This is a genomic window from Clostridium kluyveri (assembly GCF_001902295.1).
Classification (GTDB): domain Bacteria; phylum Bacillota; class Clostridia; order Clostridiales; family Clostridiaceae; genus Clostridium_B; species Clostridium_B kluyveri_B.
Genome location: NZ_CP018335.1, coordinates 2543423 through 2559268 on the forward strand (window position 1 = coordinate 2543423; position 15846 = coordinate 2559268).

13 protein-coding genes are annotated in these 15846 nt (G+C 29.6%); 3 read left to right on the top strand and 10 right to left on the bottom strand.

The genetic code is table 11. The features are described 5' to 3' along the window. Nucleotides 1-5: 5 nt before the first annotated feature. Complete coding sequence (amrA, locus tag BS101_RS12340; RefSeq protein WP_073539097.1) at nt 6-1412, bottom strand: AmmeMemoRadiSam system protein A; 1407 nt, start codon at nt 1410-1412, stop codon at nt 6-8. A gap of 186 nt (nt 1413-1598) precedes the next feature. Between amrA and BS101_RS12345 the strand changes: the two genes are divergently transcribed. After that, nucleotides 1599-2075: a DsrE/DsrF/DrsH-like family protein gene (locus BS101_RS12345; protein ID WP_073539098.1), complete on the top strand. Its 477-nt coding sequence runs from the start codon at nt 1599-1601 to the stop codon at nt 2073-2075. A 7-nt stretch (nt 2076-2082) separates the two neighbouring features. Here BS101_RS12345 and BS101_RS12350 read toward each other — a convergent pair whose 3' ends face one another. The 7 genes from BS101_RS12350 to BS101_RS12380 form a co-directional block, all read right to left on the bottom strand. Beyond that, nucleotides 2083-2706 (bottom strand): LysE/ArgO family amino acid transporter, encoded by a 624-nt coding sequence (locus tag BS101_RS12350; RefSeq protein ID WP_073539099.1) that lies wholly within the window; start codon nt 2704-2706, stop codon nt 2083-2085. Nucleotides 2707-2863: 157 nt separating this feature from the next. Then, nucleotides 2864-4330, bottom strand: a complete 1467-nt coding sequence (locus BS101_RS12355; RefSeq protein ID WP_073539100.1) for a PLP-dependent aminotransferase family protein — start codon at nt 4328-4330, stop codon at nt 2864-2866. A 100-nt stretch (nt 4331-4430) separates the two neighbouring features. Beyond that, a complete protein-coding gene (locus BS101_RS12360; RefSeq protein WP_073539101.1) occupies nt 4431-6620 on the bottom strand; it encodes an HAD-IC family P-type ATPase in 2190 nt (729 codons plus the stop codon). A 27-nt stretch (nt 6621-6647) separates the two neighbouring features. After that, entirely contained in the window at nt 6648-6968 is a 321-nt protein-coding gene (locus BS101_RS12365; protein ID WP_073539102.1) for a hypothetical protein, read from the bottom strand. A 108-nt stretch (nt 6969-7076) separates the two neighbouring features. Beyond that, a complete protein-coding gene (locus tag BS101_RS12370) occupies nt 7077-7334 on the bottom strand; it encodes a hypothetical protein (RefSeq protein ID WP_012102567.1) in 258 nt (85 codons plus the stop codon). A gap of 74 nt (nt 7335-7408) precedes the next feature. Continuing rightward, complete coding sequence (locus tag BS101_RS12375; protein ID WP_242951251.1) at nt 7409-8674, bottom strand: HMA2 domain-containing protein; 1266 nt, start codon at nt 8672-8674, stop codon at nt 7409-7411. Next, a complete protein-coding gene (locus tag BS101_RS12380) occupies nt 8671-9171 on the bottom strand; it encodes a hypothetical protein (protein ID WP_073539103.1) in 501 nt (166 codons plus the stop codon). The genes BS101_RS12375 and BS101_RS12380 overlap by 4 nt, the downstream gene beginning before the upstream one ends. A gap of 199 nt (nt 9172-9370) precedes the next feature. Between BS101_RS12380 and BS101_RS12385 the strand changes: the two genes are divergently transcribed. After that, nucleotides 9371-9562, top strand: a complete 192-nt coding sequence (locus BS101_RS12385; protein WP_073539104.1) for an asparagine synthase — start codon at nt 9371-9373, stop codon at nt 9560-9562. A gap of 81 nt (nt 9563-9643) precedes the next feature. Here the strand turns inward: BS101_RS12385 and BS101_RS12390 are convergent, their stop codons facing one another. Beyond that, nucleotides 9644-10294 (bottom strand): hypothetical protein, encoded by a 651-nt coding sequence (locus BS101_RS12390; protein ID WP_073539105.1) that lies wholly within the window; start codon nt 10292-10294, stop codon nt 9644-9646. A 221-nt stretch (nt 10295-10515) separates the two neighbouring features. On the opposite strand from BS101_RS12390, the gene BS101_RS12395 reads away from it, so the two are divergent. Beyond that, nucleotides 10516-13488, top strand: a complete 2973-nt coding sequence (locus BS101_RS12395; RefSeq protein ID WP_073539106.1) for an HAD-IC family P-type ATPase — start codon at nt 10516-10518, stop codon at nt 13486-13488. A 120-nt stretch (nt 13489-13608) separates the two neighbouring features. Here the strand turns inward: BS101_RS12395 and BS101_RS12400 are convergent, their stop codons facing one another. After that, a complete protein-coding gene (locus tag BS101_RS12400; RefSeq protein WP_073539107.1) occupies nt 13609-15657 on the bottom strand; it encodes a methyl-accepting chemotaxis protein in 2049 nt (682 codons plus the stop codon). Nucleotides 15658-15846: the final 189 nt, after the last annotated feature.

Here is a 15846-nt window from a genome sequence, read left to right on the forward strand (position 1 = left end):
TCTTTTCAATGTTCTTTATAACGAACTACTTTAAACCTTTCTATTTTATATTCTTCATTAGGTTTTATACCTGCTTTTTCCAGGGCAATTAAAAGCTGTTTTTCAACTGTATCTACCCCTTCTAAATTAGGAAGCAAAAGTCCTGTTTTTCTCCCTTTCCTTACAATAACGCCATATTGCTCCGGATCCAATTCTTCCCTACAAGAGAGTTCAGGTTCTGTTAAAACATCCACTGAAAACACAATATCTAAAAGTTCCTCTTTTTCCACTTCATAAAATCTTGGATCATTGAAGGCCGCTCCAACAGCATTACGCATAATTTCTTCTGCTACATTATCTGCAGCAGGAAATATGGTACCTATACATCCTCTTAAATCTCCATATTTTTTTAAGGACACAAATACTCCTCTTTTAATATTTATCATTTCATCTGTTATATAATCTGGAATTTTTTTAAGCACTCTTCCCTTATTCAAATAAAACTCAACACTTTCTCTTGCAAGTCTTACATAGGGATTGCTTTCCTCTTTTCCCTTTTCCAGGGCATGACTTTGAAGCAATTCTAATTGCTTTAATTTTGAGGTATCCTCTGATAACACATTAAATCTCATTACTCCATAACCCACTCCAAAAGTTCCCTCATAACTTAAAAGTTCCCCATTAAATCTACTCTTATCTAAAGCTCCCAGTAAGGTTAAAACAGAATTTCTCCCACACTCTGCTGCATTAGTTATATTCTCCTTATCCATATTAAAAATGTCCTTACTATCTCCATTTTTTAAATTTTCAAGAAACTCCCTATCAAACTTTTCTCCAAAAGGACTGTACCCATAAGGTCCTTCTTCTTTTAATTTATGGGATAAGTCTCCACTTGCTATAAATACAACTTCTTCTCCTAACTCTTCTACTGCTTTATTTATATACATACCAAATTTATATAGATTAATATCACCTAAAGGTGCATAAGTTATGTGTACAAGTTTATAGTCCTTATAGTATTTATCAATAAAATACAGAGGAACCATAGCTCCATGATCTAAATAAATAGAAGTATTATATTTATTTAAAAGAGAATTGGTGGCCATTACAACAGGTATATGAGCTTTATATGCAAGTTCATATATTTTACTGGTAAGGGGTTTGTTAATTTGTAACTTCATAGAAATATCTGATGTCCCAAAATTTTTTAAATCCCCTGATATTTCATTTTCATAGCTTAAAGAAATAGCATCTTTAAACATGACACCATGGGGGGTCACAAGTATAATAGTATCTGGAGCCTTTTTGGCAATCTCTTTTCCTATTACATGAAAACCATCACCGGTATTACTAATCTTTTTTTCCTGCCCTTTTCCTATCTCTGGAATTACAATGGGAGGATGGGGCAGTAAATAAAATCCTTTTAAGCTCAAAGAATCACCTCCATAAATAATATTTACACTTTTCTATAATAATATTAGAAAATTAAATATTATGCAATATATAACCAATAAGACAATTACATAAATTAATTCTTGAATAAAATTTTTCATAAAACTCAAACTAATTTTATACGATGTGTAAATTACTATATTTTATAAAATTAAGGGGTGTTTCATTTGAACAAAAAATTAAATCTACTTATATTTAGTGGAGATTATGACAAAGCTCTTGCTGGACTGATTATAGCTAATGCAGCCAGAGAAATAGACATAGACGTATCAATATTTTTTGGTTTTTGGGGGCTTCTCCTGGTACGAGATCCTAATGCCCCTCCCTGTGAAAATAAAACTGTTTATGAGAAAATGTTTTCCATGATGACTCCAAATGGCATTGAAGAGTTGCCCCTATCTAAAATGAATTTCAGTGGTATAGGTAAAGAAATGCTTAAAGCCATGATGAAAGAGGAGGATACTCCAAGCATCACAGCTTTTTTAAAAGGAGCCTTAAAAAAAGGAGTAAAATTTTATGGTTGTAAACTTTCAGTAGAAATCATGGGATTTAAAAAGGAGGAACTCCTTCCTGAAGTTGAAATAATAGAAGCAAAAGATTACTTAAAAGATGCCGTTAATTCAAATATGCAGTTGTTTATCTAAATATAATCTATGAATAAAGTATAAGTTTTAAAAAATTGTGTCCCAATTTTACTCCATAAAAAATAACCACACTGCCGCAAATTATATTTATTTTTCCAAGTATATTTTCATTAAAATTATTTTTAAAGATTGAAAAAACTGCAGCAAGAAAAATAAACCATATAAAGGATGCCATGCATACTCCGGTAATAAAAAATTTACAGGCATATAAAGGCATGGATGCCCTAAAGCTCCCCAGCAGCAGTGAGCCATCTATTATAGCCTGGGGGTTAAGCCAGGTTACTGTAAAGCAGGCCGCCGCCAATTTACATAAGGATATATCTACATTTATGTTATCCTTTGACAATTGAGGCTTGGACCTAATAAGTGATATTCCTATATAGATAATAACAATGGTTCCCAAAAGAAAAATCAACAGCTTTAAAAAATAAAAATTATCTATAAGTATACCTATTCCAAAAAAACTTGCAACAGATAAGGTTATGTCAAAAAATATAGTAATAAACGCTGTTTCATAAGCTCTTCTCTTACTCATAGCCACAGCTGTATTTATCACATATAAATTTTGCATTCCTATAGGTGCCACATAACTAATTCCAAGTATGAATCCTTGTATTAAATATTTCATCATAATTATCTTCCCCTTGCTGAATTGATTTTTTTAGTGTCTTAACAGAGACCCATTACAAATTATAATAGTAATGCCATCTGTTATCTCCATCCAAGAAAATAAAACTTATACCAACCAAACACACAAAAATAGTTGTTAAATCTTAAGATCACTTGATTTAACAACTATTTTGTTCTTTTTCCAATTTTCTAATTATATGGGATAGCTTTTTAAGTCCCATTTCCATTTGATTCATTAAAGCATAAGAATAAGATATTCTCAGATTTTGATTATTAGAAAAGCTATACATGCTTCCGGGATTAATAAGAATTTTTTCTTTTATTGATTCTTGAAATAATTTATTTATAGATATATTGGAGTTTAATTTGAGCCATATGTAAAATCCTCCTTGGGGAATATTCCAGGAAGCTATGTCTTTAAAGTTATCCTTTAGAATTTCTATAGTTTTATCCCTACGAAATCTAAGTTTTCTCCTGAATTCTTTGAGATGTTCCTCATATAATCCACTGCTTATCCACTCCATTAACATCATCTGAGATATAGAGCTAGAACCATAATCAGTTTGCATTTTTATATCCGCCAGTCTTTCTATTACACTTTCAGCGCCTGCAATCCATCCAATTCTAAAACCAGGAGCGAGACATTTTGAAATACTCCCAAGATACAGTACATTACCATTTTTATCTCTACTCTTAAGAGGCATGGGAGGAGATTTTTCTATCCACAATTCTCTATATACATCATCTTCTACAATGGGAATTCTTAAATCTCCGCAGCATTTTAAAATTTTCATACGTCTTTTTTCACTCATTACAATTCCTGTTGGATTATTAAATGTAGGAATGGTGTATAGCATTTTAGCAGCATTCTTTCCTCCATTTTTTTGTATTTCTCCAGGAATAATTCCTTCACCATCCATTTTCAAACCAGTCAGATTCACTCCAAGAGATTGGAATATGTGCAAAGATTTTAAATAGGATGGATCTTCTACCAATATTTTAGATCCTGGAGGTAAAAGGGATAGTGATATAAGCTGTAATGCTTGAAGTGCTCCAGAAACAATAAGTATGGAAGAAGGCGGTACCTGTATGCCATATTTTTTTATGTATTTACTAATTACCTGCCTTAATTCCAACAGCCCTTTTGCTTCAAGATACCCTAATGAAGTAATTCTATTTAAACATCTATTTAAAACTTTATTCATCATATGCCTGGGAAATAAATCAGGACCTGGTTCCCCAGTTCCAAGTCTAATTATATTTTCTTCATATTCCAACTTATTAACCATTTGAATGGTATGGAGATTCGGCTTATGAATACTTCCTTCAATATAATTCTTCCAATTCAATTCTGGTTTTGAGGAAAGTAAGGACCATGTATTATTTACTATTGTAGTACCTCCTCCTTTATTGCCTTCAATAAGTCCCCTGCTTTTTAACTCATCTAAAGCTTCAACTATAGTACTTCTGTTTACTTCAAATATCTCTGCAAGTTTTCTTTGAGAAGGAATTTTAGTACCTATAGCAAAGTTTCCACTGGATATTTCACTGATTATATAATCTACAATTTGTCTATACAAAGTTCTAGAAGAATTTTTATCCGGTTTCCAATTAATATCTATCACTTATATTGCACCTTCTTTAGTCTAAACACTTACTACATAATATCATAAAGGTACATTTTTAAATATATGTAATTAAAATTTACTAAAATACTATTGATAATTAAGTTTTGGGAAAAATCCATTTAATTCTTTCATTAAGAATTAAAACTAAAATGGAATTTATCGTATTTATCGATTTCGCAGCAAATACACTGAATCCTCCCATTAATGCAAGAGCGCCAAATGTAATATTATATAAATTTGCTATTTTAATATTCATATCTATTATTTTATAAGAACTTTTAGACAACGTAATTAAATCATTCAATCTACCCATATTATCTTCAAATATTATACAATCTGAATTTAACTTGATTTGATCACAGAATGAATCTGCAAAGCTCACACTTACATCTGCAGCCCTCATTGCAGATACATCATTTAAACCATCTCCTACCATCATAACTATATTATATATTTTCTGCTTTTCTATAATCTTTAGCTTTTCTTCATCATTACAATCACCATAGATATTATTTATATCTAATATATCAGAAACATATTTACCTCTGTCATAACTATCACTTGTCAATAAAGATAAATTTGTTATACCCTTAAGTTTAAGCTTAGGAATTAATTCATAAGAACTATGCCGTATACTTTCCCGCATTATGATCATGCCTGTAAGTTTGCCCTCTAAGCTAATGAGAATAGGCGTATATAGCTTATTTTTATAATGTAAGTATTTATCTAGTATTTCATCTAAAGCTATGTTATTTTCCATGAAAAATTCATCATTTCCTATTAGAACTGTATGATTATTGTATACAGCTTTTACTCCTTTTGACGGTATCAATATGGAATTTTGTACATTTTCTAAGATATAATTATTTCTATAAAATTCATTTTCTACTAAAGAATCCTCAGCTGCCTGCATTTTATCTATATTATGTAATTTTTGTAACTGACTTTTGAAAGTATTAGATATAGGATGATAATTAGATGCTTCACAGGATGAACATATTTTAAGTATAGCTTCATCAGTATAGTTTTTATCAAAGGACTGTATATCTATAATCTCCATATTTCCATAAGTTAATGTACCTGTTTTATCAAAAACTATACTGTCGGTATCTATAATTTTCTCAAAGGTGTTGGGATTTCTAAGGTATATATTATACTTACTCAATAAATGAATATAATTTTTTATTCCAGTATTTAAAGCTAATTCAGATGATTCCGGGCACAAAACCAATATTATTGATAAAACATTCAATATATCTCTTGTAAATATATAACATGTAATTCCTAATAAAGCAGCAATAACTACAATTCTATCTTGAAATTTGACTACTCTCTTATTTAAATTTAATTGTTCAAAAGAGATATCATCTTTATTTAACACCTGTGGAATTTTTGTTATGCGAACTTTTAAATTACCAGATAAAACTACAGTACCCTGGTATACTGTATTTCCTTTACTTATAGGAAATACAGTGGGTTGGCCTGTGCGATAAAAATTGCTAATGAAACTACTGCCATCTAAAACTTCTCCTTCCGCTGGAACTAGTTCACCCTTGTGGATATATATAATATCGTTTAACTCTACTGAATGAATTGAAGTTAACATCTCATCACCAGTACTTGTGATAATCCATGCGGTATTAGGAGGGGTAACCATATTATGCTTTAATAATTTCTGACATTTTAAGTCAGCAGATAATTTTATGTAATTGTTAAAATCAATTAAAGCAATTAATAATAAACCTTCTGTACTTTCTCTTAAAACAGTAAGACACATAGCCGCTAATTTTAAGATGAATTCTGAATTTAAATAAATATGTTTTGTAAACTTCTTATAAACGTTTTTGAGAAAAGGATATCCCGCTACAATAGTAATTACAGAAGCTGTCCCTAATGCCCTTATGCTGCTGCTAATGAAAGATTTTCCAAATATAGAATTTTTAATTCTAAATAACAAATAGACTAAACCAGACCATACAAGTTTAGTCTTAACTTTATTTGTTTTTTTCTTAATCTCATAATATGAATTATAGGAATCCAGACTTTTAGAATCATAATTTATTTTAGATGATAAAACTTGTTCTATATTATGTTTAATTAATTTCATATTTGTCTTTGCTTCATCATATATTATAAGAATGCTTCCAGTATTGCAACTTACATTACTATATTTTACTCCATATATATTTCCAATATATACATCCGTATATTTAGCTAATACTTTGTTTCTATAGATTTTATTAGTTTTAAATCTAATACGCCCAGGTAATATATTTACTTCTTTCAATTTTAAGATACAGCCTCCTTTTTAAAGTTAAAAATTATCAACTTTATCAGATATACTTTCTAACTGTTTTTTTAACTCAGACATTTTATCCAATGCATGCCTTTGTTCTTCTAAAAATTTAAAATCCTTTTGTCTATCTATTTCAGAAACTGTATTACATATATTATTATTTTGCTTTTGCACTTCTATTTTTATCTCATCAATAAAACTTCTTGTATTTTCCTTAATTGCCAGAGTATTTCTTATTATTTTCATGGCCATAGGCCTTATATTATTTTTTACGTTGTGATAAAATCTATAGCTAACTAAACCAGCTGCAAAGCCATATAAAAATTTTTTATTTAACATAATTAAAATCCTCCATGGGCAATTATTACAATTTTATTCTTTTATTGATTAAAGTTCTATTGAATTTGATTCTACTCTATAAATGAGTGCTTTTAAAATTTATAATTATCAATGTTTAAACATTACTAGCCTCATTATACGTTTATACAACTTCTTATTATTTGTCCTTTCAAATTCTTGGAAAAAGAAGTCATTAAAACTTTTTATGGAATTACACCACAATGTTAATATTTTCTCTTCAGAGGATGGATTATTTTTAATCTCCTCTAAACTAGAAATCAACAAATCTTGTAATATCTCTTTTACCTTATCTAAATTATTATTTAACAATACTAAATTAGCTGAATTATCCTTATTATCTTTCATACACTAACCCCTTGTGAACAATATTTTAGTATATTAATTTATAAAAATATAACTTGTGCTTTATATATGACAAATTATTGTTTTTTTTCAATATTATAGAGTTTCAATCTAAATTTTAAAGTTAAAATTGAAATCAGAGTATTAAAACTATAAAATATTATGGATTTTAATGGATTTAAATAATCCATAATTGATAATAACATTCCGATTATATTCAGTGTTACAGCAACATTTTTAGTTTGAATATCTATTTCACTACAAAAATGACTTAGTTCTATTATTAAAGGTAATTTATACATATGATTATATTCAAGATTAATATTGCCTTTTAACATATCTATCATAGCAGCATAATTCTTATATACACATATAACCAGATCATGATATAAATATTCCTCAAACTCCTCTAAAAATTTATTTGTAACCAAAAAAGCTCCTTTTTCTTTTGTTTTATTATTAAAACCATAGTTAGCATTATATTTCAAAACCTCATAATCTAATATACCTATCCCCAAATAATAACTAATATAGCTTATAACAACATTTTTACAATTTCCGATTATGGATATGTTGTTAATTCCTAACAAGCGTATATTTTCTATAATTGATTTCATTCTATTAGAAACAGGATTCTCTAATTGATTTAATATTATAAGTTTCTCAAAATCCATTCTGTCTAGATGTGATAATAATTTATCGTACTTATGAAACTTATTTAAAAATAAACTGCTATCTATCAATAAAGTATTTACATCCTTTATTAAATAAAAAGAATGATAATCTTTAAAATATATACCATCATATTTTAGTTTGGATGATGCATAATAACATGAAACTAAAGCTATAGAAAATAAAATACCTGGATAGCCTAAAATAAGCACCGAAAAAGCTTTATATATACTATTAGTGACTAAAAACGTAATACCCGACATAATTAGTGAAATATTTATTATTTTCTTAGAACTTATATATTCATTTCTATATATTTCTTTAGCCCGTTTTTTTCCAAACAATGATAGAGGATTTAATGTGTGGAATATTATTTTACATAATGAATCATTATTTACATTTCCAGCAATCTTTAATTTATTTTTAATATTCAAACATCCGTCTAAAATAATTATAATTTCATTTTCGGATATACAGGCAGTATCATAATTAATAAGGACATTTCCAGTTACTTTACTTGGTTTAACAGAAAATATACCCTTTGATCTGATTAGTATAATTTTTATATTAAACGCTATTTTATCATTTCTAAAGAGATTAGATATATTAGCTCTAAGCCTTCCCGGTAGAGAGGATACAATTTTTATCCTGTTATAATTTAAATTGATCATTTTACACTTTCAGGTTCATCCATATTAGCCATGTGTTTTTTTCTGCGTTGATACTGTACCTCCGCTACTATATCCTCTAATCCTTCTTTAGCTCCACAGGTTAGTTCAGTTACTTTGTCTGTTACTGCAAGAATTGAAGCTATAGTTCCCACCGCCAGTTTCCTTAAAGGATTAAATATTATTTTTTTCATTGAAATATCAATTCTGTCATCTTCAATATGATCATCATTTGAATTTTTATCCTTTATATTAATATTATCAAGCTTTGATAATATATTTTCAACATTTTTACTCATATGGCTAAAATTATCGTTCATAATTTTAATACTATTTTTTACATCCAGCTTATCATTTTGCAGCTCTTCTACTTTCCCGTTTATTTTACTATACCTTTGCTGTAAATCAACAAGTTCCTGCTGCATTCTTTTCTGCAGCTCTTCAATTTTTTCTGTTGAACTATTTTTTCCTTCCATGGAGTGTGTTCCATTATTATCCATTTGATTACAACCTCCTTAAATTATATACATTTTATTATGCTCGGATCTTCTTTTTCTATACCCGAACAAGGTAATTTTAACCATAGAATATATCTGTAATAATTCATGATTTTATAAAATATTTTAGGCATAAATTAATATAATGAATGGCATTATATATAATATAAAATTTAAAATAATTAGTGTGGAGGAATTTAATATGAAAGTTCGCAGAGGAGCAATCCCAACCTTCCTTGGAACAGCAGTTACAGCTACTGGAGCTGCTTTAACAGCTATGGAAATAGTACCGTTGGTTGCTGCTGGAGCAGTTGGTTTTGGATTAGCACATATAGTTCTTGGAGGAATAGAGATGAGCAGAAATAAAAAGAATAGGACAAAAAGGATGAATTAGATATAACGTTAATTTTCTTATCATTTTTATGACATTCACAAAGAAGCCTTTGACTACTGCCAAAGGCTCTTTACAATTTAATTATGCAATTGAAACTAATTCTTCCATATTCTCAATACTGTTTATGGATGTAATAAATACTTTAATTAACTGATTTCTTAAATTTACTTTTGTATTAATTAAAAATCCTTCTATTTGCTTGTAGATTAATCCCTGATGTCTCTTTATTTGATTTTGAAGATTATTGTTATGCAATATTTTTTTACCGGAAATTATTTTTTCACATAAATTATTTATCACTATGTCAGAAAATAATGCATCAAACATACATGAGATTGTAAAATCCATAATTTTTTCACTGACTTTTGTCACTATTTGAGTAGTTGTAAAATTCTTAATAGTATTTTCAAGAAAATTACCGAACTTATTGAAATCAAATGAATTCATACATTCATAATTTACACATATACCATTCATATTATTCTTAAATTGCTCATTAATTTTTAATATTATATTTTCTGAAAAATTTTTAATTGTTTCAGGAGATAATACCATTTGCTGAAACATCTCTTTATTATGTACTAAGGGCTTACTAGCTATAATCACTGAATAAGTTTTAACTGATTTTAAGCATTTAGAAAAAAAAATGTCTAATTCTTTTTCTATTAACGAAATATAAGTTTTTTCAAATTCACTTACATAATATTTAAAATAAATACTTGAATCTATCATAATTATCTCCTTTTATTTCAATAATTTCATATCAAGTGATTCTTTTAGATTCAGGTGGAGTTCGATTATTGATTTTCATTTTACGCTAACAAGGTAAAAGCAATATAAAATCCATGTTAAATAAATTTAAAAATATTAAGGAATAGCTGGCAGAATATTGGGGAAACTTATTTAGATATATTAGATTAATTTCAAATAAAGATGATGGGAGAGTGTTTTATATGTTTAACAATAGGCCAAATATCAAAAAATTAAATGACTACATTTTATATAAAAGAATAAGAATGCCTATCAAATATGTATACAGAAATGAAAACATGTCAAAAAAAATAACTAATTTCATTATGTCTATTGAAGGAGTAGCTGAAGCAAAAGCCAATCCCATAACAGGCAAAGTACTTATAATATTTGATGAAAACATAGTATCAGAAAGCTACATAGAAAGCCAAATTAACATCTATATAAGAAAGTCAAAAATAAAATGTAACTCTAATGTAATTAAAATCAATAGAACTCATGAGGAAATGTCAGAGTCTATTGCCTTTGACGATATTAGAACTCCCCCACTTAGCAAAAATGCACCAGTTGACGGCCTAACAACATGGCATACCATGGATAAAAGCCAGATAGAGAATATACTTAAAACAAATTTTCAATCTGGTTTAACCAATAAAACTGCAAAAGAAAAGATTAAAGAATTAGGGTTAAATGTCCTATCAGAGAAAAAGAAAAGTTCTTTAATATCTAAATTTATAAAAAATTTAAATGAATTTTCAGTAAAGTTATTTTTAGGTATTAGTGCTATTTCACTTTTTTTAGGCCAAATACCTGATGCCATAGCTGTACTTGGTATAGTACTTATAGAAACCATACTTGGAACAGCCCAGCAATATAAGGCAGAAAAATCTCTATATTCTTTAAAAGATATGCTTGTACATAAAACTAAGGTGCTCAGAAATGGTAAAGAAATCTATATAAATGCTAAACATCTAGTACCTGGTGATGTTATCTTATTGGAAGCAGGAGACAAAATTCCCGCTGATGCCAGAATAATTGAATGTAATGATTTAAAAACTACAGAAGCTTCACTAACTGGCGAATCCACTGCTGTAGTTAAGTCCATAGATGCCTGTAACAAATATACTGAACTAGGAAACAGATATAATATGTTATTTATGGGCACCGATGTAATATGTGGAAGAGGAAAAGCAGTTGTAGTAGCTACAGGAATGAATACTGAAATTGGGAAAATTGAAGCAATGCTTCAGAACATAAAGTCGGAGGCTACTCCTCTTCAATTGAAAATACAAAATTTTACTACAAAATTAACTAAGGTATGTTTAATTTCCTGTGCTGTTATCGGTTTTGGAGCACTGCTGGCAGGCATAAGTCTAGCTCAAGTATTAACCATGGCCGTAAGCTTCTCCATGGGAGCATTGCCTGAAAGTCTTCCAGCTATTGTAACTGTTTCAATGGCCCTGGGAGTACAGAGAATGAGCAAGCACAATGCAATTGTAAGAAGGTTAAATTCAATAGAAACTTTAGGTTCCACTAATGTAATTTGCTGTGATAAGACAGGAACACTTACCATGAATGAGATGACAGTAAAGAGAATTTATACAGATAAATGTTTATATGACGTAACCGGTTCAGGATATAGTCCAAAAGGAGAAATTGATCTTATTGAAGGTGATCCAACAAAAAAGACCAGTTTAGAAAAATTGTTAACTGCAGGAGTAGTTTGTAATAATGCTTCTTTAGTAAATAAAGAAAATAAATGGATCATAGAAGGAGATCCAACAGAAGGATCACTAATAACTGCTGCACATAAGCTGGATTTAGATGAATATGTAATAAGAGAAGCCAATCAACGACTAAAAGAAATTCCTTTTGATAGCTGTAGACGGTTTATGACAGTAGTGGTGGAAAACCCGGATGGAAAAATAGCATATTGTAAAGGCTCTTTAGATTGCATTATAGAAAAATGCAAAACAATATATGACGATGGAGTTGAAAGATTACTAACATCAACGGACAAAGAAAAATTATTATCTGTATGTGATGAAATGGGTGAAAATGCTCTTAGAGTTTTAGCTTTTGCATACAAAAAAGTAGGTAATAGATCCTCTGAAGATATTGATAATAATTTTGTCTTTCTGGGGCTGGTAGGAATGGAAGATCCTCCTAAAGAAGGTGTTGAAAAGTGCATACAAAAATGTCATAATGCAGGTATTAAAGTTGTAATGATTACAGGGGATCATAAAAATACTGCATCTGCTATAGGGAGAGAACTGGGTCTATTAACCGACGGATTGGTTATATCAGGAAATGAACTGGAGAATATGACTGAGGAAGAACTAGATTCTAAAATTCAAAAAATACAAATTTTTGCCAGAACATCGCCGGAACAAAAACATAGAATTGTAAAAGCTTTTAAGCGCTTTGGATATGTGGTTGCCATGGCCGGTGACGGAGTAAATGATGCGCCAGCTATAAAAGAAGCCAATGTAGGTATAGCCATGGGAAGCAATGGAAGTGATGTGGCAAAAGACGTTGCATCTATAACCCTTGTTGATGATGACTTTTGTACTATAGTAAACGCTATTGAAGAAGGAAGAACTGTAAATAACAATATAAAAAATTCAATGAGATATTTATTGGCAGGCAGCATAGGTGAAATAATAGCTATTGCATTAGCTTCAACTGTAGGAGGAATTTTGCCTCTTATATCCATACAAATATTATGGATAAATGTAATTTCAGAAAGTATTCTAGGCTCTACACTGGCAACAGAACCTTCCAGTGAAGAAGTTATGGATAATCCACCTATAAAAAGGTATGAACCATTAATTGATAGGAAACTAGGATCACAGATTATTAGAAGAGGTGTTGGAATAGGTTTAACCACTTTCGCAATATTTGAAGGTTCCATACTATTAGGTGCTGGATTAAATAGGGCAAGAACTTTAGCCTTTTCCAGTTTAGTATGTTCTCAGCTTGCTAATGTTTATGATTGTAGAAGAAACAAATCAACGCTGCCTAATAGGTATACTAGTATTGCAGCTGCTTCTTCTATAGCTATGTTACTAGGTACTATATACATACCATTTTTAAATCCTTACTTTGGAACCCAAGCTCTTACTCTAATAGATTGGGGGGCAATAGCTGGAGTAACTATGCTTAGCAGGATATAAAATTATAGAATGCTTTATATTAACTAAATCAATTGTTAACTAAAAAATAAATGCTGCTGTTCAAATACTTTTTAAAGATATATGAAACAGCAGCATTATTTTTATAATAATCTATATGTATTAACTAACTTTAAATTCAGATATTCTACTTTGTAATTCTACTACTATTTGTGTCAACGATTGGGCAGCACCCGCCACCTGTTTCATAAGGGCAGTCTGTTCTTCTGAAGCTGCTGCTACATTTTCAACATAATTAGAAGATTTAGTCGAAATATTAGAAGTATTTTGTATTCCCTTCACCATATTGTCAGAATGACTATATAACCCTCCAATAATCTCTTCTATTTGTCCCATTTGTTCTGAAACATTTTTAACAGAACCTGCTATATTCTTAAATGAATTACTAGCTTCATTTACCATGTCCTTTCCTGTATCCACTGATGTATTTCCTTTACTCATAGCTATAATTGTACTTGTGATATCTTGTTGTATTTCCATTATAATATGATTAATTTTCCCCGCTGCAGTCCCTGATTGTTCAGCTAATTTTTTAACTTCTTCAGCAACAACTGCAAAGCCTTTTCCCTGTTCTCCTGCTCTCGCAGCTTCTATTGCAGCGTTTAAAGCAAGAAGGTTTGTTTGTTCAGATATACTATTTATTATAGTAATGATACTATCTATTTCCCTAGATTTTTCACCTAGTGCATTCACAATATGCGTTGATTCAGAAACTTGTAAACTTATATTCTCCATCTGCTCTATTACATTACTTATTATATCACTACCCTTTTGAGCTATTTTAGTAGAATCAAAAGATAATTGAGTTGTCAGGTTCACATTTTCTTTTATACTTTTTATACCATCATGGATTTGCTCAACTGATTTGGATATATCTCCCGTCTCTTTAGTTTGTAATCCAATGTGCTGGGATACTTCCTGCATTGATACAGCTACCTGTTCAGCAGCAGTCTGAGTCTGCTGTGCACTTGCAGTCAATTCTTCAGATGTGCCTACAATGTGATCAAGGTTATGGATAATAGAATGAAAAGTTGTTTTCAAATTTGACGACATTTTATTTAAGTCTTGAGTCATATGGCCTAATTCATCTTGGGAATTAACATTCAAGGTATAGGTCAAATCTCCATCACAAATATTAGAGGTTAATTTAGTAACCTGATTTATATTTTTCGTAATATAGCTGCTGTAAAAAAATATGACAACAGTAATTATTATTATTAAAAGTATGCTGAGCAGAACAAGTGTAGTCACCAAGCTGTTTAGGGGGCTATATAATTCTTTTTGTGAGACGGTGATGCCCAATACCCAATTTGTTGAAGTTATAGGTGTATAATAGATGATCCTTTTATCACTACCATCCATATAAGAAACATTACCACTTTTGCCACTTAGTATATCTTTGCTAATATCCGAAAACTTGGAATCATCTGTTATCTTGGATTTCATCACTTTTTTTCGGTCTACCCCAGCAATGTATAATCCGTCACTTGTGGTCAGAAAAACTTTTCCTGATTCACCAAATTTAATTTCATCCACCATTTTTTCTAAATTGGTTAAATCAATATCCGCACTAATTTCTCCAATAAAATTACCCTTTCCATCAAAAAATGGTGCTGAAGCAGTCGCCATAGTAATTTGGGTATTATCATCATAAAAAGGAGGAGTCCAGCTTACTTTATTCTTTGTGATTTTTCCTGCCTTATACCAGTCCTGAGAAGGATAGTTATAATCATCATTCATATAATTTTCTGTATATACAACTTTACCATTATCTTTATATGCATAAGGACCAAAAAGCTTTATATTTTCCTTATATTTGTAAGGTTCAAACCATACTCCTACTCCAAAAGTATCTTCATTAATTGCAGCATATTTTTGCACCAAATTTTTATATTCATCTTCAGGCACAGTATTTGGTGGAACTTCAACAGTTCTTGCTAAAATTTCAGCAATTCTGCTGTGGGAAGCAATTCTGTTGTTAACCGATAATTTTAGTTCATTTATTTTATAGGATATTTCTCTATCAATTTGCTGACTTATAATTTTTCTTCCAGTATAATAGCTTAATACAGATAATATAATTAATACTATTATTGTAATAGGAAGAATAGTTATAATAGTTCTTGTTCTAATACTTTTAATTTTTATCAATTTTATTTCACCTCAAATTAATTATTTTACAGTCTTTTATTACTCAATTTTTAATACATTACTTTTCGACACAATTATTCATAACTTTACATTTTTATTATGTTAAAAGATTTTAACATATAATTTACATCATCGCCAACGATACATGATATACTTATGTCATAAGTATCTTATATACTTATTTTTCAC

Excerpts from the sequence above, each read along its gene's own strand:
- BS101_RS12395 (WP_073539106.1), top strand. The coding sequence starts at position 10,516 with ATGTTTAACAATAGGCCAAATATCAAAAAATTAAATGACTACATTTTA.
- BS101_RS12350 (WP_073539099.1), bottom strand. The coding sequence starts at position 2,706 with ATGATGAAATATTTAATACAAGGATTCATACTTGGAATTAGTTATGTG.
- BS101_RS12365 (WP_073539102.1), bottom strand. The coding sequence starts at position 6,968 with ATGTTAAATAAAAAATTTTTATATGGCTTTGCAGCTGGTTTAGTTAGC.
- BS101_RS12385 (WP_073539104.1), top strand. The coding sequence starts at position 9,371 with ATGAAAGTTCGCAGAGGAGCAATCCCAACCTTCCTTGGAACAGCAGTT.
- BS101_RS12390 (WP_073539105.1), bottom strand. The coding sequence starts at position 10,294 with ATGATAGATTCAAGTATTTATTTTAAATATTATGTAAGTGAATTTGAA.
- BS101_RS12370 (WP_012102567.1), bottom strand. The coding sequence starts at position 7,334 with ATGAAAGATAATAAGGATAATTCAGCTAATTTAGTATTGTTAAATAAT.
- BS101_RS12380 (WP_073539103.1), bottom strand. The coding sequence starts at position 9,171 with ATGGATAATAATGGAACACACTCCATGGAAGGAAAAAATAGTTCAACA.
- BS101_RS12375 (WP_242951251.1), bottom strand. The coding sequence starts at position 8,674 with ATGATCAATTTAAATTATAACAGGATAAAAATTGTATCCTCTCTACCG.